This is a genomic window from Streptomyces sp. NPDC057474 (assembly GCF_042802555.1).
Taxonomy (GTDB): Bacteria; Actinomycetota; Actinomycetes; order Streptomycetales; family Streptomycetaceae; genus Streptomyces.
Genome location: NZ_JBHVDX010000025.1, coordinates 1 through 26,729 on the forward strand (window position 1 = coordinate 1; position 26,729 = coordinate 26,729).

At 70.7% G+C, this 26,729-nt stretch carries 20 protein-coding genes and 2 pseudogenes; 9 read left to right on the forward strand and 13 right to left on the reverse strand.

From position 1 onward, the window contains the following. Nucleotides 1-10 precede the first annotated feature (10 nt). On the reverse strand, nt 11-1,963 hold the full coding sequence (locus ACFU53_RS10035; protein WP_383988502.1) for a SulP family inorganic anion transporter: 1,953 nt from the start codon (nt 1,961-1,963) through the stop codon (nt 11-13). A gap of 65 nt (nt 1,964-2,028) precedes the next feature. Continuing rightward, on the reverse strand, nt 2,029-2,703 hold the full coding sequence (locus ACFU53_RS10040; RefSeq protein WP_383988505.1) for a carbonic anhydrase: 675 nt from the start codon (nt 2,701-2,703) through the stop codon (nt 2,029-2,031). A 274-nt stretch (nt 2,704-2,977) separates the two neighbouring features. Between ACFU53_RS10040 and ACFU53_RS10045 the strand changes: the two genes are divergently transcribed. From ACFU53_RS10045 to ACFU53_RS10055, 3 genes are all read left to right on the forward strand, one after another. Beyond that, a complete protein-coding gene (locus ACFU53_RS10045) occupies nt 2,978-4,696 on the forward strand; it encodes a winged helix-turn-helix domain-containing protein (RefSeq protein WP_383988508.1) in 1,719 nt (572 codons plus the stop codon). After that, entirely contained in the window at nt 4,693-6,294 is a 1,602-nt protein-coding gene (locus tag ACFU53_RS10050) for an ATP-binding protein (RefSeq protein ID WP_383988511.1), read from the forward strand. Before ACFU53_RS10045 ends, ACFU53_RS10050 begins: the two co-directional genes overlap by 4 nt. A 374-nt stretch (nt 6,295-6,668) precedes the next feature. After that, the gene (locus ACFU53_RS10055) at nt 6,669-7,826 is read left to right on the forward strand and encodes an alkaline phosphatase PhoX (protein WP_383988514.1); all 1,158 of its coding nucleotides are present in this window, start codon (nt 6,669-6,671) and stop codon (nt 7,824-7,826) included. A 118-nt stretch (nt 7,827-7,944) separates the two neighbouring features. On the opposite strand, the gene ACFU53_RS10060 is transcribed toward ACFU53_RS10055, so the two are convergent. The 5 genes from ACFU53_RS10060 to ACFU53_RS10080 all read right to left on the reverse strand — a co-directional run bounded on the left by ACFU53_RS10060 (nt 7,945) and on the right by ACFU53_RS10080 (nt 16,170). Beyond that, nucleotides 7,945-10,245: an FtsX-like permease family protein gene (locus ACFU53_RS10060; RefSeq protein ID WP_383988517.1), complete on the reverse strand. Its 2,301-nt coding sequence runs from the start codon at nt 10,243-10,245 to the stop codon at nt 7,945-7,947. After that, nucleotides 10,242-10,928: an ABC transporter ATP-binding protein gene (locus tag ACFU53_RS10065; RefSeq protein ID WP_383988664.1), complete on the reverse strand. Its 687-nt coding sequence runs from the start codon at nt 10,926-10,928 to the stop codon at nt 10,242-10,244. Before ACFU53_RS10065 ends, ACFU53_RS10060 begins: the two co-directional genes overlap by 4 nt. Nucleotides 10,929-10,992: 64 nt before the next feature. Then, nucleotides 10,993-11,412 carry a hypothetical protein gene (locus ACFU53_RS10070; RefSeq protein WP_383988520.1) on the reverse strand — a complete coding sequence of 140 codons (420 nt, stop codon included), beginning with the start codon at nt 11,410-11,412 and terminating at the stop codon, nt 10,993-10,995. Nucleotides 11,413-11,753: 341 nt separating this feature from the next. Then, nucleotides 11,754-14,501 (reverse strand): pyruvate, phosphate dikinase, encoded by a 2,748-nt coding sequence (gene ppdK, locus ACFU53_RS10075; RefSeq protein WP_383988524.1) that lies wholly within the window; start codon nt 14,499-14,501, stop codon nt 11,754-11,756. Between the two features lie 448 nt (nt 14,502-14,949). Further along, nucleotides 14,950-16,170 carry an ROK family protein gene (locus tag ACFU53_RS10080; protein ID WP_383988527.1) on the reverse strand — a complete coding sequence of 407 codons (1,221 nt, stop codon included), beginning with the start codon at nt 16,168-16,170 and terminating at the stop codon, nt 14,950-14,952. A 155-nt stretch (nt 16,171-16,325) separates the two neighbouring features. Between ACFU53_RS10080 and ACFU53_RS10085 the strand changes: the two genes are divergently transcribed. Together ACFU53_RS10085 and ACFU53_RS10090 are read left to right on the forward strand one after the other, a co-directional pair. After that, a complete protein-coding gene (locus tag ACFU53_RS10085) occupies nt 16,326-17,870 on the forward strand; it encodes a hypothetical protein (protein WP_383988530.1) in 1,545 nt (514 codons plus the stop codon). After that, a complete protein-coding gene (locus ACFU53_RS10090) occupies nt 17,867-19,807 on the forward strand; it encodes a glycogen debranching N-terminal domain-containing protein (protein ID WP_383988533.1) in 1,941 nt (646 codons plus the stop codon). The genes ACFU53_RS10085 and ACFU53_RS10090 overlap by 4 nt, the downstream gene beginning before the upstream one ends. Before the next feature lie 478 nt (nt 19,808-20,285). Here the strand turns inward: ACFU53_RS10090 and dusB are convergent, their stop codons facing one another. Beyond that, nucleotides 20,286-21,428: a tRNA dihydrouridine synthase DusB gene (gene dusB / locus ACFU53_RS10095; RefSeq protein ID WP_383988536.1), complete on the reverse strand. Its 1,143-nt coding sequence runs from the start codon at nt 21,426-21,428 to the stop codon at nt 20,286-20,288. An 81-nt stretch (nt 21,429-21,509) separates the two neighbouring features. On the opposite strand from dusB, the gene ACFU53_RS10100 reads away from it, so the two are divergent. Then, nucleotides 21,510-22,976, forward strand: a complete 1,467-nt coding sequence (locus tag ACFU53_RS10100) for an MFS transporter (RefSeq protein WP_383988539.1) — start codon at nt 21,510-21,512, stop codon at nt 22,974-22,976. A 48-nt stretch (nt 22,977-23,024) separates the two neighbouring features. On the opposite strand, the pseudogene ACFU53_RS10105 reads toward ACFU53_RS10100, so the two are convergent. Next, nucleotides 23,025-23,198, reverse strand: a pseudogene (locus ACFU53_RS10105) (XRE family transcriptional regulator); the annotation flags it as partial. A 16-nt stretch (nt 23,199-23,214) separates the two neighbouring features. Here ACFU53_RS10105 and ACFU53_RS10110 point away from each other — a divergent pair. Further along, a pseudogene (locus tag ACFU53_RS10110) lies at nt 23,215-23,752 on the forward strand (MFS transporter); the annotation flags it as partial. Between the two features lie 109 nt (nt 23,753-23,861). Continuing rightward, the gene (locus ACFU53_RS10115) at nt 23,862-24,068 is read left to right on the forward strand and encodes a hypothetical protein (RefSeq protein WP_200302358.1); all 207 of its coding nucleotides are present in this window, start codon (nt 23,862-23,864) and stop codon (nt 24,066-24,068) included. 12 nt (nt 24,069-24,080) lie between these two features. On the opposite strand, the gene ACFU53_RS10120 is transcribed toward ACFU53_RS10115, so the two are convergent. Both ACFU53_RS10120 and ACFU53_RS10125 read right to left on the reverse strand, forming a co-directional pair. Next, on the reverse strand, nt 24,081-24,485 hold the full coding sequence (locus tag ACFU53_RS10120; RefSeq protein WP_383988542.1) for an SRPBCC domain-containing protein: 405 nt from the start codon (nt 24,483-24,485) through the stop codon (nt 24,081-24,083). A gap of 5 nt (nt 24,486-24,490) precedes the next feature. Beyond that, nucleotides 24,491-25,195 carry a CGNR zinc finger domain-containing protein gene (locus tag ACFU53_RS10125; protein WP_383988545.1) on the reverse strand — a complete coding sequence of 235 codons (705 nt, stop codon included), beginning with the start codon at nt 25,193-25,195 and terminating at the stop codon, nt 24,491-24,493. 21 nt (nt 25,196-25,216) lie between these two features. On the opposite strand from ACFU53_RS10125, the gene ACFU53_RS10130 reads away from it, so the two are divergent. Then, nucleotides 25,217-25,681: a VOC family protein gene (locus tag ACFU53_RS10130; RefSeq protein WP_383988548.1), complete on the forward strand. Its 465-nt coding sequence runs from the start codon at nt 25,217-25,219 to the stop codon at nt 25,679-25,681. Between the two features lie 38 nt (nt 25,682-25,719). Here ACFU53_RS10130 and ACFU53_RS10135 read toward each other — a convergent pair whose 3' ends face one another. Both ACFU53_RS10135 and ACFU53_RS10140 read right to left on the reverse strand, forming a co-directional pair. Further along, entirely contained in the window at nt 25,720-26,307 is a 588-nt protein-coding gene (locus tag ACFU53_RS10135; protein ID WP_383988551.1) for a nucleotidyltransferase domain-containing protein, read from the reverse strand. Continuing rightward, nucleotides 26,304-26,702: a GNAT family N-acetyltransferase gene (locus ACFU53_RS10140; RefSeq protein ID WP_383988554.1), complete on the reverse strand. Its 399-nt coding sequence runs from the start codon at nt 26,700-26,702 to the stop codon at nt 26,304-26,306. Before ACFU53_RS10140 ends, ACFU53_RS10135 begins: the two co-directional genes overlap by 4 nt. Between the last annotated feature and the right edge of the window lie 27 nt (nt 26,703-26,729).

Genomic DNA, 26,729 nt, shown 5'->3' on the forward strand with positions numbered 1-26,729 from the left:
ACCAATCCGGCTACTCCGACCAATCGCGCCCCCGGCGCAACAGCGGCGGCCGGGACTCGGGCACACCCGGCATGGGCCGAGTGTCGAGATAGAACCACTCGGCGGTGGGCCCGGGCCCAGGCCCGGACCCGGACGGCATCTGTCCCATTCCCCCCACCGCCGCCGTACCGACGGTCGCGTAGTCCCACACCTCCGCCGGATCCAGCTCGACATCCGGCACCGATGCCCCCGTGAACGCCGGCTCCTCGTCAAGCCCCACCGGCTTGGCCGCCGCAGGCACCTTGGTGCCCGTGTCCGTCAGATCCGGCATCAGCAGCTCCACCCGCAGCCCGGCCCCCCGCTGCTGCGCCACGAACTCCTCGACCTGGCTGCGGCAGGCATGGTCGAGGTGGGTCACCCCGAGCAGGTCGAGGCGGATGCGCGGCTTGCCGGAGGCGGCCGCGTTCTCCAGCGCGTCGATCAGCTTCGGCAGCCGCAGGAACGTGGCGTTGCCCGCCATCACGACCTTCGCCGTGTCGTCCTCGATGTGCTGCCGGATGACGGTCTGCGACATGCGCAGCGCGGCCAGCACCACACCCGCGGCCAGCCCGAACAGCACCCCTTCGAGCAGCGCGGTCGCCGTGATGACCAACGTCGTCAGCGTCATGACCGCGAACTCGCCCCGGTCCTGCCGCCACATCTTCGGGAACTCGTCCGGCGCGAACAGCTTCCACCCGCTGTGCACGAGGACACCCGCGAGCACCGAGATCGGGATCAGCGCCAGCACCTGCGGCAGGAGCAGCGCGAAGGCGAGCAGCCAGAGGCCGTGCAGCGTACGGGAGAGGCGGGTCTTGGCGCCGGCCTGGACGTTCGCCGAGCTGCGCGCGACGACCGCCGTGATGGGCAGCGCGCCGAGGACACCGGCGATCGTGTTGCCCGCGCCCTGGGCGATGAGCTCGGTGTTGTAGCGGGTGCGCGGGCCGCTGTGCATCCGGTCCACGGCGGCGGCGGTGAACAGGCTCTCCGCCGACGCGATCACGGTGAACGTGAGGATCGCCGTGATGATGCCGGCGTCGGCCAGCCCGGACAGTTGCTCCGGCCCGGGCATGTCCACGGACGCCAGCAGATTGCCGACCTGGAGCGTCTTCACCTCGACGCCCGGCAACGAGGCGACCGCGATTCCGATCCCGACGGCCACGAGCGCGGCCGGGACCTTCTTGACCGGCCCCGGCGCCTTCTTCCACAGAAAGCTCAGCACGATCGTGACGACCCCGAGCCCGGCGGCGATGAGCGCCTGCGGGTTGGTCGCGGTGTCGGCTATCAGCCCGGGGACGCCCGCCATGTTCTCCAAGGGGGTGCCCGGCGCCTTGGAGTCGGACATCGGGTACAGCTGGCTGAACATCAGCGGCAGTCCGATGCCCGCGAGCATGCCCTGGACGACGGCGAGGGAGATCGCCTGGAACATCCGGCCCAGTTTCACCAGGCCCAGCACGATCTGGAGGATGCCGGAGAAGAGGACGATCACGCCGAGCATCGCGACGCCGAACTCCATGACCGTCTCCGCGACGAGCGCCGCGAGGCCGGCCGCCGGTCCGCTGACCTGGAGCGTGCTGCCACGCGCCGCGCCGACCACCAGACCGCCGATCACCCCGGAGATGATGCCCAGCTCGGCCGGCACTCCGGAGGCCACAGCCACGCCGATACAGAGGGGCAGCGCGACCAGGAAGACGACGAGGGACGCGGTGATCTCGGTAGCGAAGTCGATACGGCCGCGTGGGGCTCCGCCGCGAGGGCCCTTGGAACCGGGGGCCGACCGGTCTGGGCCTGAGCCTGGGCCTGGGCCTGGATCCTCGGTCGCGTTCGGGCCCGGCGAACCGCGGCTGTACTCGGGCGTGTTGGGGAAGAACCCGGCGGGCTCGGTGGGGGCGTACCCGGGTGCGTCGGGGGCGTACCCGGCGGGCGCGTCGGGGGCGTACCCGGGCATGCCGGTCTGGCTGTTCCTGGCTGCCCTGCGGGCACCCCCCGCATGTCGTCGTCCGTGTGCGCCGCTCATGAGCCGTGCACCTGGAAGCCCCCGTCCGCGTCCAGTTCGTGAACCTTGCCGGTGTCGATCTCGTAGTACCAGCCGTGCAACCGGAGCCGTCCGGCGTCGAGTTGCCGCCGGGCGACGGGGTAGTCGCCCAGGACGGCGAGCTGGTTGCGGATGTTGAGCTGGACGACCTCGCGCAGGGCGGGGTCCTCGGACGACGACGTGGCGTCACGGCCGGCGCCGCCGCCGTCGGTGCCGCTGTCGACATCGGTACCGCCGCCGTTGTCCCCCAGGACCGGTTCGAGCGCGGGCCGGGCGTAGTCGAGCCACGCGTCCACCCTGGGCAGGCCGGACAGGTCGGCGCCGTACTTCAGCGCGCCCATCGCGCCGCAGTGGGAATGACCACACACCACGATGTCCTGAACGCCGAGCACCTCCAGCGCGTACTCGATGGTGGCGGCCTCACCGGAGGCGGCCCCGTACGCGTCGTGCGGCGGCACGATGTTGCCCGCATTTCGCAGCTCGAATATCTCGCCGGGGCGCGCCCCGGTGATCAGGGCGGGAATCACCCGCGAGTCCGAGCAGGTAATGAACAGCGCCTCGGGAAATTGTCCGACGGCGAGTTTCCGGTATTCATCGCTCTCGAAGTCGACCCGTCGCTTGAACGACCGGGCGCGATCCAGCAACGCCTTCATCCTGCCTCCCTGAAGTGGTTCCGACCAGCTGTTACGACCGTAGGGCGGCGATGACCAGAGGAAGGTTAAGCGAACACTAAAGCGGCACCAGGTTTTCCATAGATTTCGGCCGGACACCCCTTCGCCGCAGGTCGGGCGACCGAATACAAGCGGTTTCTGAGGGTCATTTCACACTGCTTCGGATTCCCTGCACGTTCCTGTTCGGTCTCTTGTAGCGTGGCGCCCCACAGCACGGGTCTCGTGTTGTCCCGACTTCTTGGAGAGACAGGCGGCCATGGGCGTACGAGTGCTGCTCATCGAGGACGACGAGACGATCGCCGAACCGCTCGCCGACGGGCTGCGGCACTTCGGCCTGACGGTCCACCATGTGGCCACCGGCGCCGACGGGTTGAGAGGTCCGCACGGCGATGTCGTCCTGCTGGATCTCGGCCTGCCCGACATGGACGGCATCGACGTCTGCCGCGGGATCCGCCGGACCTCCGACGTCCCCATCATCATCCTCAGCGCGCGCGGCGAGGAGGCCGACCGCGTGCTGGGCCTGGAACTCGGCGCCGACGACTATCTGGCGAAACCATTCAGCATCCGCGAACTGGTCGCCCGGATACGGGCGGTGTCGCGACGTCATCTGCGGCCGGGGGGCGGGGTCGTGCCTGGGGTGGTGGCTGGGGTTGTGGTGGCTGAGGCGGGGGTGGGGAGGGGGACCGTGGCCGACGTCGAGGCCAGGGCCGGTGTCGAGGCCGGTGCTGGGATCGAGACCGGGGCCGGGGCCCGGGCCGGGGCCTGGGCCGGGGCCTGGGCCGGGAGTGAGGCGTTCACCCAACAGGTGCCGTCTGCCCAGGAGTTGGCGGCTCATCGGGAGTCGACCACCGGGGGCGAGGGCGGTGTCGGAGGCCGGTCCGGGATTGGTTTCGGGGCTGGGAGCGACTTCGCGGCCGCGAGCGATTTCGGGTCCGGGAACGATTTCGGGGCCGGGAACCATCTCAGGGCCGGGAACCATCTCGGGGCCGAGGGCTCGAGCCGCGTCGGAGACGAGGGCTCCGGTCGCACCGGCCTCGGGGACGCGGGCCGTGGGACCGGCCTCGGGGACGCGGGCCGTGGGACCGGTGTCGGCGCCGGGGACACGGGCGACCGTAGGGCCGGCTTCGGCGCGGGGGCCGACGGGGCCCAGTACGACTGGTCGGCCGCGTACGAGACGCCGGCCCAGGGAACACCGGCGCACGGGACCCAGGGAGCGTCGACCCGTGGGGCACGGACGCAGGGACCCCCCGCGCAGGGAGCACCGATGCGGGGAACGCCGTTCGACGGCACCCCCGCGCACGGAACCCCGGCCGTCCCCGGCAACCCGGCCTTCGGGAACCCGCTGTTCGGCGGCGCCGCCGCGCAGGGCACTCCCCCGCACGGCTCGCCGATGTACGGGGCCCCGGCGCACGGCACGCCCGCTTTCGGGAGCCCGGCGTACGAAGCCCCCGTCTACGAGCCCCCCATGTACGAACAGGTCCCGCCCGGGCCTCGTGACTCCTCCGGCCCGGCGACGGCCGACGACGGTTCGGCTCCACCGCCGCCCGGCCCGCTGGTCGTGGACCGGCGGACCCGCCAGGTGTGGGTGGGCGAGGTGCCGGTCGCGCTGACGCCGAAGGAGTTCGAACTGCTGGCGCTGCTCACCGAGGACCCCGGCGCGGTCTACTCCCGGCAGCAGATCCTCAACCGCGTCTGGGACGACCACTACCAGGGCCCGACCAAGACACTGGACGTCCATGTCGCCACCCTGCGCCGCAAGCTGGGCGACCCGGCGTGGATCCAGACCCTGCGCGGTGTCGGCTTCCGCCTGGCCGTACGCGCCCCCGGGCAGACGCCGGGACCGGGCCAGGGCCAGGGCCAGGGCCAGGGCCAGGGCCAGCCCCAGAGTCACGGACGGGGACAGGGGCCGGGGCATGGCCGTGGGCGTGGCCCTGGGCCCGGGAGGCATCGCACACCCGAGGCCAGGGCGTCATGACCCGACGCCTGCTGCTGAGTTACCTCAGCCTCGCCGCCCTGGTTCTGCTCGGCCTGGAGATCCCCTTGGGCTTCGTCTACTCGCGGGCCGAACGCGAGCGGATCGTCAACTCGGCCAACGACGAGGCCGAGTCGGTGGCCGCGTACGCCGCGTTGTCCCTCGCCGCCAGCCGCCAGGACGAACTCGTCGAACGGGCCAGGCACTGCGCCGAACGCATCGGCGGAAAGGTCGTCATCGTCGACGCGGACGGCAAACTGCTGGCCTCCTCGCACTCTCTGTCCGACGACGAGGAACAGACCCTCCCGTCCCAACCCGAGATCTCCGCCGCGCTCCGAGGCCGCGCCACCAACGACGTACGTACGACGACGACGGGCGGCGTTCACTACCTGTCCGTGGCGGCTCCGGTCGGCCACGCGACGGCGGCTACCGGCACCGACTCGGGCGCGGGCACCGACTCGATCACCAGCACAAGCGCAGCCGCAGCCGCAGGGACGGCAACGGGGACAGCAACGGGGACGGGCTCAGACTCGGGTGCACTGACGCAGGGCGCCGTACGCATCACGCTCCCGACGACCATGGTGCACGCCCGGGTGTTCGCGGTCTGGCTGGTGCTGGCGCTGGCCGGACTCGCGGTGCTCACCGGGGTGGCCGCGGTGGCGTTCGCGTTCGCGCGCTGGACGGGCCGACCCATCCGGCAGTTGGAGGAGGCCACGCACCGGCTGGCCGAGGGCGGTGCGGCCACCAGTGTGGTGGTCACCTCGGGCCCGCCGGAGGTACGGAGTCTCGCGGCGGCCTTCAACACGACCGCCGCCCGCCTCGAACATCTGTTGGCCTCCCAGCGGGCCTTCGCCGGTGAGGCCTCGCACCAGCTGAAGACCCCGTTGGCGGCGCTGCGGCTACGGCTGGAGAACCTGGAGCCGGACATCGCCCGGCGCGCCCGGCCAAGTCTCGACGCGGCCGTCACCGAGACGGACCGGCTGGCCCGGATGGTCGAGGGTCTGCTGGCGATGGCCCGTCTGGAGGAGGCGGCGGCCATCCCGGCCCAGGTCGACCTGGGCGCGATCTGCGTGGAACGGCACCGTACCTGGGGGCCGTTGTTCGAACGCGAGGGGGTCTCACTGGTCCTCTTCGCCGGCGTGGTCGGCCCGGTGACGGCCGTCCCCGGAGCGGTGGAGCAGATCCTCGACAACCTCCTCTCCAACGCGCTGCGCGCCTCCTCCGCCCACAGCACGGTCACCATGGAGCTACGGCTCCTCGTCCCCGCCCGCCGGGCGCTGCGCGACGCCCGGCCCAGCTGGGTCGACCTCCACGTCACCGATGAAGGCCCCGGTATGACGCCCGACCAACGCGCCCGCGCCTTCGACCGCTTCTGGCGCGCACCCGGCGCCCCCAAGGGCGGCACCGGCCTCGGACTCTCCCTCGTCCAGCGCCTCGCCCACGCCAGCGGCGGCGAGGTGGCGCTCCGCGAGGCCGCCACGGGTGGGTTGGACGCCGTGGTCCGCCTTCCGTCGGCGGAACCGCCGGTACACCCACACGGTCACGGCTTCGGAGGGCGCCCGGGTCAGCGCCGCCGCGAGGCTCCACGGCTGCCGGCTTGAGCGGACAGCCGCGTGTGGCTCCGCATGAGCACGCCGCCGCCGCCAATGACTGGGGGCGATACGTCGTACGGCGACTGCGGGTAGGTAGTGCGTGGCTGATGTAGTACATGGCTGTTGTAGTACATGGCTGTTGTAGTACGTGGCTGTTGTAGTACGTGGCTGTTGTAGTACGTGGCTGATCGCGCAGTTTTGCGCGGCCCTTTCGGGCCTTCGGCCCGCCCATCCCTGTGCGCCACCCATGTGTCATCCGTGAACGCCGCCGTAGAGTCATGGGCTGTCCATGCCCCGTCAATCACGCTCCCCTAAGTTCCATCAGCGCGCGACCCCGCCGCCGACCGGCAGGCGGGCCGGTCAAGGCACTTCTTGGAGCGACAGTGGAACGTCGTACTCTCCTGCGCGCGGCCGTACTCGGCGGCACATCGACCGCCTTCGGCGGAACCCTGTGGCGCGGCGCCGCATACGCCGCGCCCGCTCAGCCCGGCGCCGGCCCGTACGGGGCACTCGGCTCGCCGAACGCCAACGGCATCAGGCTCCCGAGCGGCTTCACCAGCCGGGTGATCGCCCGCTCCGGCCAGACGGTCACCGGGACTTCGTACACCTGGCACAACGCCCCCGACGGCGGCGCCTGTTACGCGGACGGCACCGGCTGGATCTATGTCTCCAACTCGGAGATCAATCCGTCCGGCGGCGCGAGCGCGGTGCGGTTCTCGTCGACGGGCGCGGTCACGTCCGCGTACCGCATCCTGTCCGGCACCCGCCAGAACTGCGCCGGCGGCAAGACCCCGTGGAACACCTGGCTGTCCTGCGAGGAGGTGGACCGAGGCTACGTCTACGAGACCGACCCGTGGGGCGCGAAGGCGGCGGTCCGCCGGGACGCGATGGGCCGTTTCAAGCACGAGGCGGCGGCGGCCGACCCCACCCGGGGTGTCATCTACATGACGGAGGACGTCACCGACGGCTGCTTCTACCGCTTCCGGCCGACGACCTGGGGCGACCTGTCCTCGGGCACCCTCGAGGTCCTGGTGGCCGGCACCGCCACCAGCGGCCCGGTGACCTGGTCCCGGGTCCCGGACCCGACCGGCGCCACCGCCACCCGCAACCAGGTCTCCGGCGCCAAGCGCTTCAACGGCGGCGAGGGCTGCTACTACGCCGACAACACCTGCTGGTTCACGACGAAGGGCGACAACCGCGTCTGGCAGTACAACGCGGCAGCCCAGACCATCGAACTCGCCTACGACGACTCCCTGGTCACCGGCGGCACGGCCCCCCTCACCGGCGTCGACAACGTCACGGGCACCTCCTCCGGCGACCTCTTCGTCGCGGAGGACGGCGGCAACATGGAGATCTGCCTCATCACCCCGAACGACACCATCGCCCCCTTCCTCCGCATCGACGGCCAGTCCTCCTCCGAGATCACCGGCCCCGCCTTCTCCCCCGACGGCCGCCGCCTCTACTTCTCCAGCCAACGCGGCACGAGCGGCAGTTCATCGGGCGGCATCACCTACGAGGTGACGGGCCCGTTCCGAAGCTGACGGCCGTGGAGCCGGACGGGGCGCTCTCCTCGCGCGAGCGCCCCGCCACCCGGCAGAAACGATGGACACATCGAATACCCGGCCCACTCCGCCCTCTCGCATCTCCCACCGCCATCGCTCAGTCCCGCCGGATCAACTCCGGATCGATCCGCCGCCCGACGAGTGGCAGCGCACCGACCGCGGCCACAGCCACCGCACCGACCGCGCAGGCCAGCAGGAGTGGAACCCCGGCGCCGTCCCAGTAGATGGCGCCGCCCCCGGTCACGAGGTAGCTGGACTCGGCCAACTTGCCCGTCACCACGGCCAGGGCGAGACCTACGGCCAACGGTACGACCACCTGGGCGACCTGCACGGTCCGCAGGGTGCGGGGGCGGGCGCCGAGCAGGGACAGGGCGGTGACCTGGGGCTTCCGCTCCACGGCACGGTCCGTGGCGGCCACCAGGTAGGAGGCCACGCCGATGATCAACCCCAGGACCATGCCGATGCCCAGGAGACTCTTCACCACGGTGATCTGCTGGAGGGAGGTGACGACCACGCCCGGTGTGTCGACCTCCGTGGTGGGGTCCACACCGCCGATGCCGTCGAGAACCGCCCGGACGGTTTCGGGGGCCGAACTGCTGAGGAGGGTGAGGGTGGCGTCGTCGGGGCGATGCTCAGCGGGGACCGCCGAGGGAGGAAGCAGTACGGCGCCGCTGTGGAAGACCGGGAGTTCGATGTCGTCGCTGTACCGAAGAACTTCTCCAGGCACCTTCACCTGCATGACACGCCGATGCCCTTCGTGCCACAGGTCGAAGGGGAAGCGTGCCCCTGGCTTGTCGGCCTCTTCCTGCACCTGGTCCGGATCCCACAGCCTCATGGGGCGGCCGTCCACGCATCCGTCGGCCATCGTCACCATCCTGCGCAGTTGATCGCATGTGGCGACCACCGCTTCGAGACTCGGAGCCCATCGGCCGACGCCGGAATTCGACCGTGACTTCATGATGACCGCATGCCCGCGGACACCTTCCACCTCCTCCCATGCCCGCTGCCGGTCTGCCGTGGTCCCCGAGAGGGAGATGTTGTACGTCTGGACAGGGGACGTGTTCTTGGAGACCTGATCCAGTTCGATCAGCACGCCCTGCACCAACGACGCCGCGAAGACCAGAATCACCAGCCCGGTCGCCACCCGCAGCGCGCCTCCGGGTTCGGTCTCGTTGCGTCGCATGGCGAGGCTGATGGAGACCGAGCGGGTGGAGCGGGCGACCCTCTGTGCCAGGGTCCGGGAACAGACCGGCAGCAGCATCACGAGCCCGACACCGACCAGCACCACGGCGAGCGGCATCAGGACCGACGACAGTGCGGTGTCCCTGGGTGGGTGGCCTGTCGCACCTGCCACGCAGTACCCGGCCACGATGCCCATTCCCGGGACGAGTGGCAGCAGCCCCCACTTGCCCGGTGGCTTCTCCACGGCGCTGCGCCGCACGGCCAGCGGATTCGCCGCGGCTTTCCCGGCACTGGCGCGGCCCACGAACCACGCGAGTGCCGGGCAGCCGACGCCGCAGACCAGAACCGTGGACAGGGTCAGCTCCCCGTCGGGGGGATACCACCTGAAGCCGGGCAGGCCGATCCGCGAGACGAGCTGGTTGGCGATCCAGTAGAAGCCCAGTCCGAGCACGGCACCGAACAACGCGGCCGCGACGGTCTCGGCGGCGTTGACTCGCTGGGTGCCCTTCCTGCTCAGGCCCAACAGACGCAGCGCGGCCAGTCGTCGGGCGCGGGCGGCCGCGGAGAGCCTGGCGCACACGGAGAGGAACACTGCCAGGGGGAGCAGTACGACGCCGGCGAGAGTGAAGCGGACGATGTCGAGCGTTGAGGGTTCCAGGGTGGGATCGTCGGTGTAGCTCTTGCCGAAGGTCGTCACACGGTCGCCGCCGCCTTCGAGTTCGTCCCGGCCGACACCCACGTACGCGTACAACTCGTCGGGATGAGCCAGCCCCTGGGCGCCGATGGTCCCCTTGTCCTCACCTGGCAGAAGCTGGACCAGGGCGGGTTCCCGCTGGAGCGCCTTGCGCAACCGGGGGGAGACGAACAACTCGCCCGGGGCAGGTAGTTGCCTCAAGCCCGGTGGAGGCTCGATACGCCTGCTGCCCCGGGCCAGAAAGACCCGGGTGAGCGGTTCCGAGCCGTAGGGGTCCGTTCTGGTCAGTTCGTAGGGGTCACCTTCGGACGCGACGCAATTCACCCCGTTCATCTCCCGGATGCAGTCCGGGACACGTGCCGCCTTGCGCCCGTCCTGTGCATCCAGAATCCCGGGAATCGCGAGGACAACAGCCAAGCAGCACACACCGATCGCGCTGCCCGCGACCATGAGCAGGAAGCGCACACGGCTCCCGCGTCCGGCACCCAGCAACAGCCGGAGCCCCAGGAGGAGTTCCTTCACGACACCTTCCGTACCTCGGCCGAGAGGATGCCGTCGCACATCGTGAAGCGGCTGTCCGCGCGGGCCGCCACCTGGGAGTCGTGCGTCACCAGCACCACGGCCGTCCCCTGGGAGCGGGCGAGGGTCAGGAACTCCTCCAGTACGGCCGTCGCGTTGGAGCTGTCGAGCGATCCGGTCGGCTCGTCGGCAAAGACGACCGCAGGCCGGTGCACCAACGCACGAGCCACCGCGACACGTTGGCTCTGACCGCCGGACACCTGTGAGGGGCGTCGCTCACACAAGTCCGCGAGACCGAGCCGCCCCAGCACCTCTCCGGCTGCCGCGAGCGCCTCCTTCTTCCGTTGCCCGGCGAGCCGCAGCGGAAGCGCGGTGTTCTCCTCCACCGTCAACTCGGGCAGGAGTTCTCCGTACTGGAAGACGAACCCGAACCGTTCTCTGCGCAGCTCGCTGAGTTCCTCGTCGTCGAGTTCCGCGAGCCGCCGTCCTTCGAAGCGGACTTCACCGCGAGCCACCGGCAGTACCCCGGCCAGGCAGTACAGCAGGGACGACTTCCCGGAACCACTCTGCCCGGTGATCGCCACGACCTCGCCCCGGCGCAGGGCGATCTCCGCGTTCCTGACCGCGGGAGTCTCGCCGTAGAGAAGGTCGACCCCCCTGGCGGAAAGGACTTCTGATGTATTGATCTCGTTCCCCTAGGAAGAGCACGAGCCCAGGCGAGACCGCCTGGGCTGTGGATGCGGGAAGGGCTCAGTCGCGGCGGTACGCGAAGCTCTGGGCCGGCGAGCAGTTGTCCGGGCGCAGAGAACCACGGTCACGGCACACTCGGATGCTCGCGTCGTCCGTATACCGCTGCGCTCCGCTCCAGTCGGAGTGGTGCACGCGCACCGCCCTCCGCTGCTTCCCGTAATACCGCGCCCAACCATGCCCCTCGACCCTGACCTGCACATACACGTTGTGACCGTCACCGGCGTTGACGTCCCGGAGCAACCCGGACCACTCGAAGGACCCGTGGTTGGTCCCCGGAGGGTTGAACTTGTAGTGCCCGTCCGTGAATTCGACGCCCCTTGTTTCGAGCTTCGGGATGCTCCCCTGCTGTACCGCGAGCGCGGCTCCCGCACCCGTAAGGACCAGCCCGGCAGCCACGATCCCGATCGTCGCCCTCTTCATACGCACCTCCGCATCGACCGGCAGCCCCAACAACCACCGGGAATTACGGACTGTAATGGCGCAAGCACGCAAAGAAACGATCGGTCAGCCCAATCACCACCGAATCGGGTGATCCTGAAGCACGGGAGGCACAGGAGGCACGAGAGACGCGAGAGGCACGAGAGACCCAAACCCACCCAAAGCCGTGAGGGCGGCACCCCCCGCACGGGGTGCCGCCCTCTCTTCGTGATCCGGAACCGCCGCCCATCGGTGAGGGTCGGTCGGGGACAAGCGGCGATTCCGGGGTTCGGGTCGCGAGGCGGAGCCTCGCGATGGCCCGTGTGGTTCAGCGGTTCAGCAGTTCAGCGGTGGTCGCTTCCCGTCGACTGGGAGGCCGCGCGGCCCGCCTCCAGGCGGGCGACCGGGATGCGGAACGGAGAGCAGGAGACGTAGTCGAGGCCCACCTCGTGGAAGAAGTGGACGGACTCCGGGTCGCCGCCGTGTTCGCCGCAGACGCCGAGCTTGAGGTCGGGGCGGGTGGCGCGGCCGGCCTCCGCGGCCAGCTTCACCAGCGAACCCACGCCGTCCCTGTCGATCGTCTCGAAGGGGGAGACTCCGAAGATGCCCTTCTCCAGGTAGGCCGTGAAGAAGGAGGCCTCGACGTCGTCGCGGCTGAAGCCCCAAACCGTCTGGGTCAGGTCGTTCGTGCCGAAGGAGAAGAACTCCGCCGCCTCCGCGATCTGGCCGGCGGTCAGCGCGGCCCGCGGCAGCTCGATCATCGTGCCGATCGACAGCTTCAGCGCCACCCCCGTCGCCGCCTCGACCTCCGCGATGACCTGGTCGGCCTCCTCCCGGACGATCTCCAGCTCCTGGACCGTGCCGACGAGCGGGATCATGATCTCGGCGCGCGGGTCGCCCTTGGCGTTCTTCCGCTCGGCCGCCGCCTCGGCGATCGCCCGTACCTGCATCGTGAAGAGACCGGGGATCACCAGGCCCAACCGCACACCCCGCAGGCCCAGCATCGGGTTCTGCTCGTGGAGGCGGTGGACTGCCTGGAGGAGGCGGAGTTCGTTCTCGTGGGGCTCCTGACGGGACTCCGCGAGGGCCACTCGGACCGACAGTTCCGTGATGTCCGGGAGGAACTCGTGCAGCGGCGGGTCGAGGAGACGGACCGTCACCGGGAGGCCGTCCATCGCCGAGAACAGCTCCACGAAGTCCTGCTTCTGGAGGGGGAGCAGGGCCTTCAGGGAATCCTCGCGCTCGGCCCCCGTGTCGGCCAGGATGAGCCGCTCGACCAGCTCGCGGCGGTCGCCGAGGAACATGTGCTCCGTACGGCACAGGCCGATGCCCTGGGCGCCGAAGCGGCGGGCGCGCAGCGCGTCCTCGGCATTGTCCGCGTTGGCGCGGACACGGAGACGGCGCTTGCGGTCCGCGAAGGCCATGATCCGGTGGACCGCCTCGACCAGTTCGTCGGCGTCGTTGGCGCCCGCGTGCATCCGGCCCTCGAAGTACTCCACGACGGGGGACGGGACCACCGGGACCTCGCCCAGGTAGACCTTGCCGCTCGACCCGTCGATGGAGATCAGGTCGCCTTCCTCCACCACGTGGCCGCCGGGGACCGTCATGCGGCGGCGCTTGGTGTCGACTTCCAGTTCCTCCGCGCCGCACACGCACGTCTTGCCCATGCCGCGCGCCACGACGGCCGCGTGCGACGTCTTGCCGCCGCGCGAGGTCAGGATGCCCTCGGCCGCGATCATGCCGTCGAGGTCGTCGGGGTTCGTCTCCCGGCGGACCAGGATGACCTTCTCGCCCGAGCGCGACCACTTCACGGCTGTGTACGAGTCGAAGACCGCCTTGCCGACCGCCGCGCCCGGTGAGGCGGCGATGCCGCGGCCGACCTGCGCGACCTTCGCGTCCTCGTCGAAACGGGGGAACATGAGCTGCGCGAGCTGGGCGCCCGTCACCCGCTGGAGGGCTTCCGCCTCGTCGATCAGGCCCTGGTCCACCAGCTGCGTCGCGATGCGGAAGGCCGCGCCCGCGGTGCGCTTGCCGACGCGGGTCTGGAGCATCCACAGCTGGCCGCGCTCGATGGTGAACTCGATGTCGCAGAGATCCTTGTAGTGGTTCTCCAGGGTCTCCATGATCTGCATCAGCTGGTCGTACGACTTCTTGTCGATCGACTCCAGCTCCGCGAGGGGGACGGTGTTGCGGATGCCCGCGACGACGTCCTCGCCCTGCGCGTTCTGGAGGTAGTCGCCGTACACACCCTGGTGGCCGGAGGCGGGGTCGCGGGTGAACGCGACGCCGGTGCCGGAGTCGGGGCCCAGGTTGCCGAAGACCATCGAACAGACGTTGACGGCCGTACCGAGGTCGCCTGGGATGCGCTCCTGGCGGCGGTAGAGCTTGGCGCGGTCGGTGTTCCAGGAGTCGAAGACCGCGTGGATGGCGAGGTCCATCTGCTCGCGCGGATCCTGCGGGAAGTCCCGGCCGGCCTCGGTCTTGACGATCTTCTTGAACTTGGTGACGAGCTTCTTGAGGTCGGCGGCCTCCAGCTCGGTGTCGACGACGACCTTCTTGGCCGTCTTCGCCGCCTCCAGCGCCTCCTCGAAGAGGTCGCCGTCGACGCCGAGGACCGTCTTGCCGAACATCTGGATGAGCCGACGGTAGGAGTCCCAGGCGAAGCGGTCGTCGCCGGCCTGCTTGGCGAGGCCCTGCACCGACTTGTCCGACAGGCCGATGTTCAGAACGGTGTCCATCATGCCCGGCATCGAGAACTTCGCGCCGGAGCGGACCGAGACGAGGAGCGGGTCGTCGGCCTGGCCGAGCTTCTTGCCCATCTTCTCTTCGAGGGCCGCGAGGTGGGCGGTGACCTCGTCACGGAGTGCCGCGGGCTCGTCGCCGCTGTCGAGGTAGACCTTGCAGGCCTCGGTGGTGATGGTGAAGCCGGGTGGCACGGGGAGACCGAGGTTGGTCATCTCGGCGAGGTTCGCCCCCTTGCCGCCGAGGAGGTCCTTGAGGTCCTTGTTGCCTTCGGTGAAGTCATAAACAAACTTCACGCCCTCAACGCTCTGAGCTACGTGGCCTACGTGGGGATCTTTGTTTTCCGACACAGGTCCCAACTCCTTGAGGACGCGGTGGCTGCCCTGACGGCGAGGAACATACCCAGATCGAAGGCACCTGGGTACGTCCACTTGCGCGTCATGCGCCTGTAACCACCCGTCCGCCAGTAGATCGAAAGTCAAGGCTTGGCAAGGAACAGCCCCGGGATATGTTCACTTCTTGAACACGTCCACCTCGACCAGGGTGCCATAACGCTCACATGAGCGGCAATCGGCACGCCTGAGTTCGCCCGATGAACGATCAAAGGGTGGCACCGAGTGCCACCCCTTGAAGTCACGGAACCGCCCACGATTCGCTCATGTGAGCGCAACCCTTATCAAGGGTGGCGAGAATCACGCATTTACAGGGGGCCGGATTTCACCATGCGGACCGGTGTCCGGGACGGAAACACGCCCGTCATCCGCCCGGACCGAGCAGCCGGGACCCGTACGACCGGGCTCACACCCCCAGCGCCGCCAACCGCTTCTCGGCCCGCTCCGGCGCGTACAGGTACTCGACGACCAGCGCACCCGCCCCGACCAGGCCCGCGCGCTCCCCCAGCCGGGACGTCACCACGTCCAGATGGGCCGTGGAGCGGGACAGGGCCCGCTGGTAGAGCAGCTCGCGCACGCCCGTGAGGAAGGGGGTTCCGGCCAAATCGCCGGCGATCATCAGGACGCCGGGGTTCAGCAGGGTCACGACCGTCGCCAGGACGTCCCCGACGACCCGGCCCGCCTCCCGCGCGAGCGCCGTCGCCCCGGGATGCCCGGCGGTCAGCAGATCCCGCACATCCGATCCGGAAGCCGCCGGAATCCCCGCCTCTGCCAGCCGCCGCGCCACGGCGCCGCCGCTCGCGACCGCCGCCAGACAGCCGTACGAGCCGCACTTGCACAGCGCGTCCGCGCCCTGCGGGACCCGGATGTGGCCGATGTCGCCGGCGCCGCCGTCGATGCCCCGGTATATCGAGCCCCCGACCACCACCCCCGCGCCGATGCCCGTGGACACCTTGACCAGCGCGAACGCCGAGCAGTCGGCGTATCCGGTGCGCTGTTCGCCATACGCCATGAGGTTGGCGTCGTTGTCGACGAGGACCGGGACGCCGGCCGGGCCGGACGCGTGTTCGGCGAAGGCGCGGGCCAGGCGGCCTCTTATGTCGTAGCCGTCCCAGCCGGGCATGATCGGCGGCTGGATGACGCGGCCGGTGTCGGTGTCCACCGGGCCGGGCACGGCGAGGCCGATGCCGCAGACCGCGTCGGCCGGGTGGCCCGCCTTCTCCAGCAACTCGGCGAACCAGCGCCCGAGTTCGTCCAGTACGGCGTCGGGGCCCTCTTCGATGACCAGGGTGCCGGTGTGCTCGGCCTGGATCTCGCCGGTGAGGGAGAGGACAGCGGCACGGGCGTGGCGGGTGTCGAGGTCGGCGGCGAGGACGAGTGCGTGTTCGTCGTCGAACTCGAGGGTGATGGAGGGGCGGCCGCCGAGCGGGGAGTCGACGGGCCCGCCTGCGCCCTCGCGGAGCCAGCCCGCCCGGAAGAGGCGGTCCAGGCGCTGGCCGACCGTGGCCCGGGACAGGCCCGTGGCCTGCTGGAGCGCGCCACGCGTGGTGGCCCGGCCGCTGCGGACCAACTCCAGGAGATCTCCGGCACCGGCATGACTGCCCACCTTCACGGCCCTTCTGCTCATGCCGCCATTGTCGCGGCCCTTCGGGAATCCACTCCCGCGCACCCCCTTGCGCTTACCAACTCTGCATTACATATTGAGTTTTGCGTGTTAAGTAGACGTAACCCTACGGTAGCTACTGCCGAACCGGTCGGCACCTTGTCCTCAGGGAGCCCTGCGTGGACCGCACAACCCAGCTCACCGCCCGTCGCCCGGACAGGGGCGCGCACGTCGGAGGCGATGTATACGATCCGGCCGCGCCGACCGCGCCGACCGCATCGTCCGGTTCGCTGCACCGCGCGGCGGCGGAGGTGCTGGCGGACAACTGGACGGGCCGGTCCACGGTGCCGTCGCGCAAGCTGTACCCGCACCAGTGGTCGTGGGACTCGGCGTTCATCGCGATCGGGCTGCGTCATCTGTCGCCGCTGCGGGCGCAGACCGAGTTGGAGACGCTGCTCGCCGCACAGTGGGGCGACGGACGGATTCCGCACATCGTCTTCAACCCCTCCGTGCCGCTCGACGCGTACTTCCCGAGCCCCGACTTCTGGCGCTCCTCGACCGCAGGTCGGGGCGCGGGCGCCCCGCGCACCACGCAGACCTCGGGCATCGTGCAGCCGCCGGTGCACGCGCTGGCGGCGTGGCTGGTGCACCGGGCGGACCCCGGGCTGTCCCGGGCGCGCGGCTTCCTGTCCCGGGTGTACCCGCGGCTGGCGGCCTGGCACCGCTATCTGCTGCACCGCCGCGACCTGGGCGGGGGCGGGCTGGCGTCCGTCGTCCACCCCTGGGAGCAGGGCATGGACAACAGCCCCACCTGGGACGCGCCCCTCGCCCGGATCACCCCCGCCCCGGCCCGCTCCTTCCGCCGCGCCGACCTCGACCACGGCGCGGCCGAGGACCGGCCGACGGATCTGGACTACGGGCGGTACGTGCGGCTGGCGGTGGACTACCGGGACGCCGGGTATGCCGACGGACAGGGCGAGTTCGCAGTCGAGGATCCGGCCTTCAACGCCCTCCTCATCGCCTCCGAGCACGCCCTCGCCCGCATCGCGAAGGAGTTGGGCGCACCGGGGACGGCCCGGCAGGCGCGCGCGGAACGCCTGACGGCGGCACTGGTGGAGCGGCTGTGGGATCCGGCGGAGGGGATGTTCTTCTGCCGGGACGCCACCACCGACGCCCTCGTCCCCGAGCGCAGCGTCTCCGGCCTCCTCCCCCTCCTGCTTCCCGGTCTCCCCCGCGATGTCGTCGCCGCCCTCGTGCGCACGGTCCACGGCCCGCACTTCGGGCTCGGCGACGCCACCCGGCTCGTGCCCTCGTACGACCTGACCGGTGAGGCCTTCGATCCGCACCGGTACTGGCGTGGGCCCGCGTGGTTCAACACGAACTGGATGCTGGAGCGGGGGCTCAGGCTGCACGGGGAGTCGGGGCGTGCCGACGCGCTGCGGGCGGCCTTGCTGGAGACCGCGGGGGCGTCCGGGTTCGCCGAGTACGTGGACCCGTACACCGGTGAGGCCTGCGGAGCACTCGCCTTCAGCTGGACCGCCGCTCTCACCCTCGACCTGCTGCACCAGGACGACCAGGACCACGGCCACGATCACGGGCCGGGGCACGGCCGGCACCACGACGGCCATGAGCAGCACCACGGTCCGCACGAGGGACGACACCACGGACACCACGACAACGAGGTCGTGTTCGGCATGAGTGACCAGGGAGGGGACCGGGGATGACGGACCGGCATCACCTGCTCGTGCGCGGCGGGACGTTCGCCGCCGTGAGCGACGGCGGCGACATCAGCGGGGTGCGGGGCGGCAGTGCCCCGGACGGGCTGTTCGTACGGGACGCCCGGCATCTGAGCCGGTGGCAGCTGACCGTCGACGGCGCGGTTCCCGAGACGCTCACACCGGTCGCGGACGGCGACACCGCGCGCTGCGTGCTCGTCCCCCGGGGCGGGCGCCGGGAGCCGCCCGCGTACACGCTCTTCCGTGAACAGGCAGTCTCCGACAGTGCGTTCGTGGAGACGCTGCGCGTCACGAGCAACCGCCCGGTGGCGACGACGGTCCGGATCGCGATCACCGCGGACGTTGACTTCACCGACCAGTTCGAGCTGCGCTCCGACTTCCGTACCTACGCCAAGAGCGGTGTCGTCAGAGGGCGCGAAGTCCTCGACGACGGTGTGGAGTTCAGCTATCGGCGTGGCGAGTGGCGGTCGTGTACGACGGTGACGGCCGAGCCCACGCCGGACGGTGTGGAGGAGACCGGGACGGGGGCGCGGCGGCTCGTCTGGGCCCTCGATCTGGAACCGCACGGCTCGGTGGAGCTGACCTGCCGGGTGATGGCGCGGACGCACGGCGACCGGCGGGCCCTGCGGGTGCCGCGCTCACCGGCCGCCGTGCACGAGCAACTCCGCACGACGGAGGACGAGTTCGTGGAGGGCGTGGCCTTCCCCACCGGCTGGCCGGAGCTGGCCGCGGCCTGCGCACGCGGCCTCGCCGACCTCGCGGCGCTCCAGGTCCCGGCGACCGGCCCGGACGGCGAGACGCTACGGGTGCCCGCCGCCGGAGCGCCCTGGTTCCTGACCCTCCTCGGCCGTGACGCCCTGCTGACCTCCCTCTTCACTCTCCCCTACCGGCCGGAGCCGGCCGCCGCCACGCTGCTCGCGCTCGCCGCGGCGCAGGCGACCGAGGTGGGCGTCGACTCGGTGGCCCAGCCCGGCAAGATCGTGCACGAGGTGCGGCACGGCGAACTGGCGCACTTCGGGCAGGTGCCGTACGGGCGTTACTACGGCTCGGTGGACGCGACCCCGCTGTTCCTCGTCGTCCTCGGCGCGTACGTCGAGCAGACCGGGGACGTCACCCTGGCCCGCCGTCTCCAACCCCACGCGCGGGCCGCGATCGGCTGGATGCTCGACCACGGTGGCCTCACCTCGCGCGGCTACCTCGTCTACCGCGCCGACCAGGGCGGTCTCGCCAACCAGAACTGGAAGGACTCCCCCGGCTCGATCTGCTCCGCCGACGGCAGCCGGCCCGCCGCCGGGCCGGTGATGGCGGCGGGCGCGCAGGGCTACGCGTACGACGCGCTGCGCCGCACCGCCGTCCTGGCCCGCACGGTCTGGGAGGACGAGGTGTACGCGGCGCTCCTGGAACAGGTCGCGGGTGACCTCCGCGACCGTTTCCAGCGGGACTTCTGGATGCCCGAACACGGCTTCCCCGCGCTGGCGTTGGACGGCGAGGGCAGGCAGGTCGACGCTCTCGCCTCGGACGCGGGGCATCTGCTGTGGTCGGGGCTCCTGGACAAGGAGTACGGGAAGGTGGTGGGCCGGCGGCTCCTCGAACCCGACTTCTTCTCCGGGTGGGGTGTGCGGACGCTGGCCGCCGGGCAGCCCGCGTATCACCCGCTGTCGTACCACCGGGGTTCGGTCTGGCCGCATGACAACGCGCTGATCACGTTGGGGCTGGCGCGGTACGGGCTGCACGACGAGGCCCGGGCGGTGGCCTCCGGCATGGTCGACGCGGCCACGGCCGCCGGGCATCGGCTGCCGGAAGTTCTTGCCGGGTACGGGCGGGACACCCATCCGGAGCCGGTGCCGTATCCGCATGCGTGTGTGCGGGAGTCGCGGTCCGCGGCGGCTCCACTGGCGCTGCTCACTGCCGTGGGCGGAGCGTAGGCGCCGTAGGGGTGCGGGTTGTTTGCGGGCTGCACGTGCGTGTGGTTGCTCGCGCAGTTCCCCGCGCCCCTTACGGGGCGCTCAGCCCCGCCAGCAGCCTTCCCGCCGTCTGCCTCGCCTCCGCCTCCGCCTCCGTCCACGCCCATGCGGTGGTCGGCGTGCGGTGGGCCGTCCAGGTGTCCCAGTAGCGGCGGACCTTGCCGTAGCGGTCGGCGACGAGGACGTGGGGGAGGCCCAGGAGGAGGCCGGGACGGTTCGCTCTGCCGCGTCGGCGGCTTCCGAAACGGCCTTGTGGAGGGCGTCTTCGCGGTCGCCTTCGATGATGTCCCCGTCGGCTTCTTCGGTGTCTCACTCGCTCCGCACACCAAAACGCGCTACCCGGACATTTCCTCACTCATTCCAAGATGACGGAAACCGGCCGCACAACGACCGGAACACCAGCAGAACAGGGCAACCAGCCCCGCAGGTACGCCAGTTGCTAACCCCCGGACGTGTCCAGTTCGGCTTCCTCGCCCACGCCCGCGCAGTCGTACGGGTCCTTGAGCCAGCCGTCCGGGAGGACGACGCGGTTGTTGCCGGAGGTGCGGCCGCGCGGGCCGTCGGCGCCGGCCGGCCAGGGCTGGTCGAGGTCCAACTCGTCCAGCCCGGCGCGCAGTTCGGCGAGGGAGGAGGTGATGGCGAGCCTCTTGCGCATCTCGGAGCCGACCGCGAAGCCCTTGAGGTACCAGGCCACGTGCTTGCGGAAGTCGACGACACCCTTCGACTCGTCGCCGATCCACTCGCCGAGCAGGCCGGCGTGCCGGACCATGATGTCCGCGACCTCGCGCAAGGTCGGCTGCATGATGTCGCCCTCGCGGCCCTCGAACGCCGCCACCAGGTCCGCGAACAGCCACGGCCGACCGAGGCAGCCGCGTCCCACGACCACGCCGTCGCAGCCCGTCTCGCGGACCATCCGCAGCGCGTCCCGCGCGGACCAGATGTCGCCGTTGCCGAGGACCGGGATCTCGGGGACGTGCTCCTTGAGGCGGGCGATGGCGTCCCAGTCGGCCGTGCCGCCGTAGTGCTGGGCGGCCGTGCGGCCGTGCAGGGCGATCGCCGTGACGCCCTCCTCGACGGCGATGCGGCCGGCGTCGAGGTAGGTGATGTGGTCGTCGTCGATGCCCTTGCGCATCTTCATGGTGACCGGGAGGTTCCCGGCGCCGCTCACGGCCTCGCGGAGGATCGCGCGCAGCAGGTGCCGCTTGTACGGGAGGGCCGAGCCGCCGCCCTTGCGGGTCACCTTGGGGACCGGGCAGCCGAAGTTCAGGTCGATGTGGTCGGCGAGGCCCTCCTCCGCGATCATGCGGACGGCCTTGCCGACGGTCGCCGGGTCCACGCCGTACAGCTGGATCGAGCGCGGCTTCTCGGTCGCGTCGAAGTGGATCAGGTGCATGGTCTTCTCGTTGCGCTCGACCAGCGCCCGCGTGGTGATCATCTCGCTGACGAACAGGCCCTTGCCACCACTGAACTCCCGGCACAGGGTGCGGAAGGGCGCGTTCGTGATGCCGGCCATGGGGGCCAGGACGACGGGCGGCGAGACGGTGTGCGGACCGATCTGCAGGGGCGAGGCGGGCGTGGACATTCCCCCATTGTCACGCACACGGACGCATGCTCGCCATTCATTAGTTAGGCGCACTATCGAGTTGGGCGTACGATGGAGCGCATGCCCGAGCTCAGCCGCCGCCACCGTCTGCTCGTGCTCGCGATCTGCTGCACCAGCCTCCTGATCGTGAGCCTGGACAACACCGTCCTGAACGTCGCCCTGCCCTCGATGCAGCGCGACCTGAACGCGAGCCTCGCGGGCCTGCAGTGGACCATCGACGCCTACACCCTGGTCCTGGCGGGCCTGCTGATGCTGGCCGGCTCCACCGCGGACCGGATCGGCCGCAAGCGGGTCTTCATGGCGGGCCTGGTCGTCTTCACGCTCGGCTCGCTGCTGTGTTCCCTCGCCCCGAACCTCGAATCGCTGGTCGCCTTCCGCATGGTGCAGGCGGTCGGCGGCTCGATGCTCAACCCGGTCGCGATGTCGATCATCACCAACACGTTCACGGATCCGCGCGAGCGGGCCCGGGCCATCGGCGCGTGGGGCGCGGTGGTGGGCATCTCCCTGGCCGCCGGGCCGATCATCGGCGGTGTCCTCGTGGAGTCGGTCGGCTGGCGCTCGATCTTCTGGCTCAACCTCCCGGTCGGCCTGGCCGCCCTGCTGCTGACCTGGCGGTACGTCCCCGAGTCCCGCGCCCCTAAGGCCCGCCGCCCCGACCCCGTCGGACAGCTCCTCGTCATCACGCTGCTCGGCTCCCTCACCTACGCGATCATCGAGGCGCCGAACGCGCCCGTCGCCGAAACCCTCGCCCTCGGCGGCGTCGCCCTCGCCTCGCTCCTCGGCCTTCTGTGGTACGAGCCCCGCCGCGACGAACCCCTCATCGACCTGCGCTTCTTCCGCTCGGCACCCTTCAGCGGGGCCACGGTGATAGCGGTCAGCGCGTTCGCGGCGCTCGCCGGCTTCCTGTTCCTGTCGACGCTGTACCTGCAGAACGTACGCGGCCTCGACGCCCTCCACGCCGGCCTGTGGATGCTCCCGATGGCCATCCTGTGCTTCGTCTGCGCACCGGTCGCCGGACGGCTGGTCGGCAGCCGTGGGCCGCGCCTGCCGCTCCTCGTCGCCGGGGTGTCGATGACCGCGAGCGGAGTGCTCTTCGCCGCCTTCGAGGCCGAGACGGAGAACCTCACCCTCGTCATCGGCTACGTCCTGTTCGGCCTCGGCTTCGGCTTCGTCAACGCGCCCATCACCAACACGGCCGTCTCCGGCATGCCCCGCACCCAGGCCGGCGTCGCCGCCGCCGTCGCCTCCACCAGCCGCCAGATCGGGCAGACGCTGGGCGTCGCGGTGATCGGGGCGGTGCTCGCCACGGGGATCGGCTCGTCGTCGTACGCGAGCGCGTTCGTGGCGGCGGCCCGGCCCGCGTGGTGGATCGTCGCGGCGTGCGGGTTCGCCGTCCTGGTGCTCGGGGCGCTGACGACGGGGGCGTGGGCCCGGCGCACCGCCGACCGGACGGCGGAGCGGCTGCAGTCGGCGGAGGTGCGGGACGCGGCGGGGGCCGGCGTGAAGGGCCCCAGGGCCGACGCGTAAGCGCCCGGACGGCGAGTGCGCCCACCCGAAGTCCTCGGAGTCCGGCGCTCACTGGGCCTCCCGCTCCAACGCCATCGCATGCAGCCTCTCCAGCCTCCTCCGCGTCTCCTCGTCGGCCGGTACGTACGTCACCATGCGGGGGCCGGGGCGGGGGCCGAGCCAGAGGTCGGTGTGGTCGACGTCGAGGAGGCCGACGTGGGCGTTGCGGTACTGCTTGCGCTTGTTGAAGGTCTCGACGTTCAGCGGGTTCATGTTCGTCATCGCGGTGGCGCTGCAGGAGGGCGCGGCTCGGCCCGACGGCGGCGGGGCTCGCCCTCTCCCCCATGGCGGTCGTGTTCTTCGTCGTCTCGCTGGCCGGGCCGCGCCTGGTCAACCGTTACGGCACCCGCGTGGTGACCATGGGAGGCCTGGTCCAGGGCGTGGGCGTCGCCCTCATCGCGCTCGCCGTCTGGCGCTCCTGGCCCGAGCCGGGCTGGCCGCTGCTGCTCACGGGCGCGGCGGTCGCGGGCGGCGGCCAGGCCCTCCAACTCCCCATCGTCTTCCGCATCGTCCTCTCCGAGGTCCCGTCCGCGCGGGCCGGCGTCGGCAGCGGCGTGATGATCACCACCCAGCAGTCGGCGCTGGCGCTGGGCGTGGCGACGCTCGGGTCGCTGTTCCTGGGGCTGGTACCGGGGATGGGGATGCGCGAGGCGCTGGTGACGACCCTGCTGGTTCAACTGGCCGGGGTGGGGCTGACGGTGGGGCTGAGTCTGCGGTTGCCGCGTGTGGTGGGATGACTCACCGTTCAATCTCTCCCAATCGATATCCCATCGATGTCCCATTGACGTTGGTCTTGCCGCAGACTCCTCACCGACAGGGAACCGCGAAGCCTCGACTGGGGACCTCATGCTGGAGATCAACACGAGCAAGGTGAGCCGCTGGGACCAGCACGGGCGGGAGCACACCGTGCGGGTCCAGCGCTCGGGAGTACAACGCACGATCAGATGCGACACCTGCGGCTGGCGCAAGGGCGCGCAGTTCCTGCCGTGGCTGAAGGCCGAGGAGCACCTGGCCGAGGCCCACCAGGCGACGGTGGACCCGACGGACTCCTGACCCTCCTGGTCGTCAGGCCAGGTCGTCGAGTGCCTCGGCAACCTGGTCCATCACCCGCTGCCAGTACGCCCGTTGGTGCTCACGCTCCTCGGCGCTGGCCATCCGTTCCTGATGGAAGACGAGCACGGACCTGCCTCCGCCGGCCACCGAGACGCCGACCTGGACGGTCGTATCGCCGTAGGTGACGCGGATACGGTCACCGGGACGGTAGCCGCGCACCTCGCCGGTGACGCCCGCGTCGGTTTCGTACGGGGCACCGGGCTCCGGAGTGAGGCGCGCCCCGGCGCCGAGCCACAGCTCCAGTCCGCGCGGTCCGCTGATGAACTCCCATACGGCGGCGGGTGACTGGGACAGGGTTCGGGAGACGCCGACTTCCCATCCGGCGTCCTTGGTGAGTCCGGTGGATCGAGTGGACATGAGGATCACCCCTTCTTCTCGACCGGCTCTTCCTGACTGAGTGCGAGCGGCCCTCCCACGGAGCGGCGCACGCGGTGGGCGCGGACCTTGCTGCGGTTGCCGCAGTGCTCCATCGAGCACCAGCGGCGGCGGCCGGGCCGGGAGGTGTCGACGTAGACGAGGTAGCACCGCTCGCCGGCGCACATGCGGATTCGTTCCGCGTACGGCCCGGTGAGGAGGTCGACGGCGTCGCGGGCGACGGTGGAAACGAGCTGCGCGCCGGTCGCCGGGCCGGCGGCCCAGCCCCGGGTGCCGTCCGCGCCGATGGCGGGGGCGAGCGGCGGCCGGGCGGCGGCTTCGTTGATGACATCGAGGTCGGCGGTGTCCGCCGTGGCTATGCCCAGCTCGGGGAGCCCGCCGACGACGACGCGCGAGACGACCGTACGGCTCAGCGCGTCGCGCAGTCGCCGGGCGTACGCCACGTCGTCCGCCGTGATGTGGAGTGCCGGGGGCGTGGGGGTGAGCCGGGACCGGTCGGCCCAGGTGACCAGGTCATTGGGGGTGTGCAGCACCTCGTAGCGGGCCAGGGCGCCGGGGCCGCCGGTGATGAGCAGCTCCAGACAGAGGGCGCCCGGATCGAACCGGTAGACGTTCCCGGAGTAGGACCGCAGCAGGATGCCCGACACTCCCGACACCCCCTTCGGAGTCGATGCCCTGGACGACGAAGCCATGTAACCAATATAACCGGTTACATGACTACGACCACCGCGCTGAACTGGAAACTGGTCATCGACACCCGGGACGCCCAGCCCCTGGCCGACTTCTGGGCCGCGGCGCTGGGCTACGAGGTGGAGGACCCGAGCGCCCTCATCACCCATCTCCTCTCCACGGGCGGTCTCCCCGAGGCCGCCGTCGCCGAGCACAACGGCCACCACGTCTTCCGCGGCTACGCCGCCGTCCGCCACCCCGACGACCTCTACGACCCCTTCACCGGCATCGGCAAGGGCCGCCGCCTGCTCTTCCAGGACGTCCCCGAGCCCAAGACCGTCAAGAACCGCCTCCACATCGACATCCACGCCGAATCCGACGGCCTGGACGCCCTCGTCGCCCGCCTGGAGACCCTGGGCGCCACCCGCGTCGAGGAGTTCGACAAGGGCCCGGCGGGGCACTGGTGGATGATGCGGGACCCGGAGGGGAACGAGTTCTGTGTGGCGTAGGCCACGTAGGATCGCCGGCCGAGCCACTCGGGACCGGCTCACGCCCGCAGGCGCTCGGCCCAGGGGTGAGGCCCGTACGTCTCGGCGATCGCGTCGATGAGCCACTGCCGCTGCCGGTCCGCAAGCACGGGGAGCACCGCGTCGAAGTCCTCTTCGTCCTTGGGGCGCGGCGCCCCGGCCTTGTAGTAGAGCTGCACGTCCGGGGCAAGAAACGGAGTCCCGTCGGCCGAGGTCATGCCCAGCGTGCCGATCGGCCGGCGCACGCGGTGGTCGCGTCGTGACACCCACTCCCGACCGCGGGACTCGTCGAGCATGACCTGGATGCGCCAGGGATCATCCGGTCCCGGCCGGCACCAGATGTCGTGGACATCTTCAGGCAAGATTTCCTCCGCCGCCCACGGGCGCAGGCTGCCCGGCGGGTCGGCCGCCCACCACTCCCAGTCGGCCAGAGCCTGCTGGACCGCGAGCTGGTCACGGCGCAGCAGCAGGACGTCGATGTCGCCATGGCTCCGGATGCGATGCCCCACCGCGAGCTCTATCGCCATGCCTCCAGCGACCCACCAAGGGCATTCCAGGCCCGAGAACCTCGCGACGACCTCGGCCAACGGAGCGGGGTCCCACGTCACAGGGCGATCAGACCGGCTGCCGTCTCCTTGAAGCCGCAGGCATCGAAATAGAACGACCGCAGGTGCTCCTCGAAGTCGACGTGGAGCCATTCGCACTGTGCGGCACGGGCTTCGTGGGCTGCGGTGGCGACCAGCGCGGCGCCGACACCCTTCGCCCGGCGATGCTGTGCGACCACCGTGTCCAGGACGAAGGCATGGACTCCACCGTCCCAGGCGACGTTGACGAAGCCGATCAGAGAGCCGTCGTCCTCCCGCGCGCAGACCCAGCCGAGGCTGTGGCGCTCAAGTCGTTCTCGCCAGTCGGACCGAGCAACCGGGTGGCCGAAGCCGTCAGCGTGCAGTGCGTTGAGAGCCGTGTTGTCGAAGTCGCCCCGCCACTCGTACGTGATCGTCACCCCTCGATCGTAATGTCCGTGCCAGGT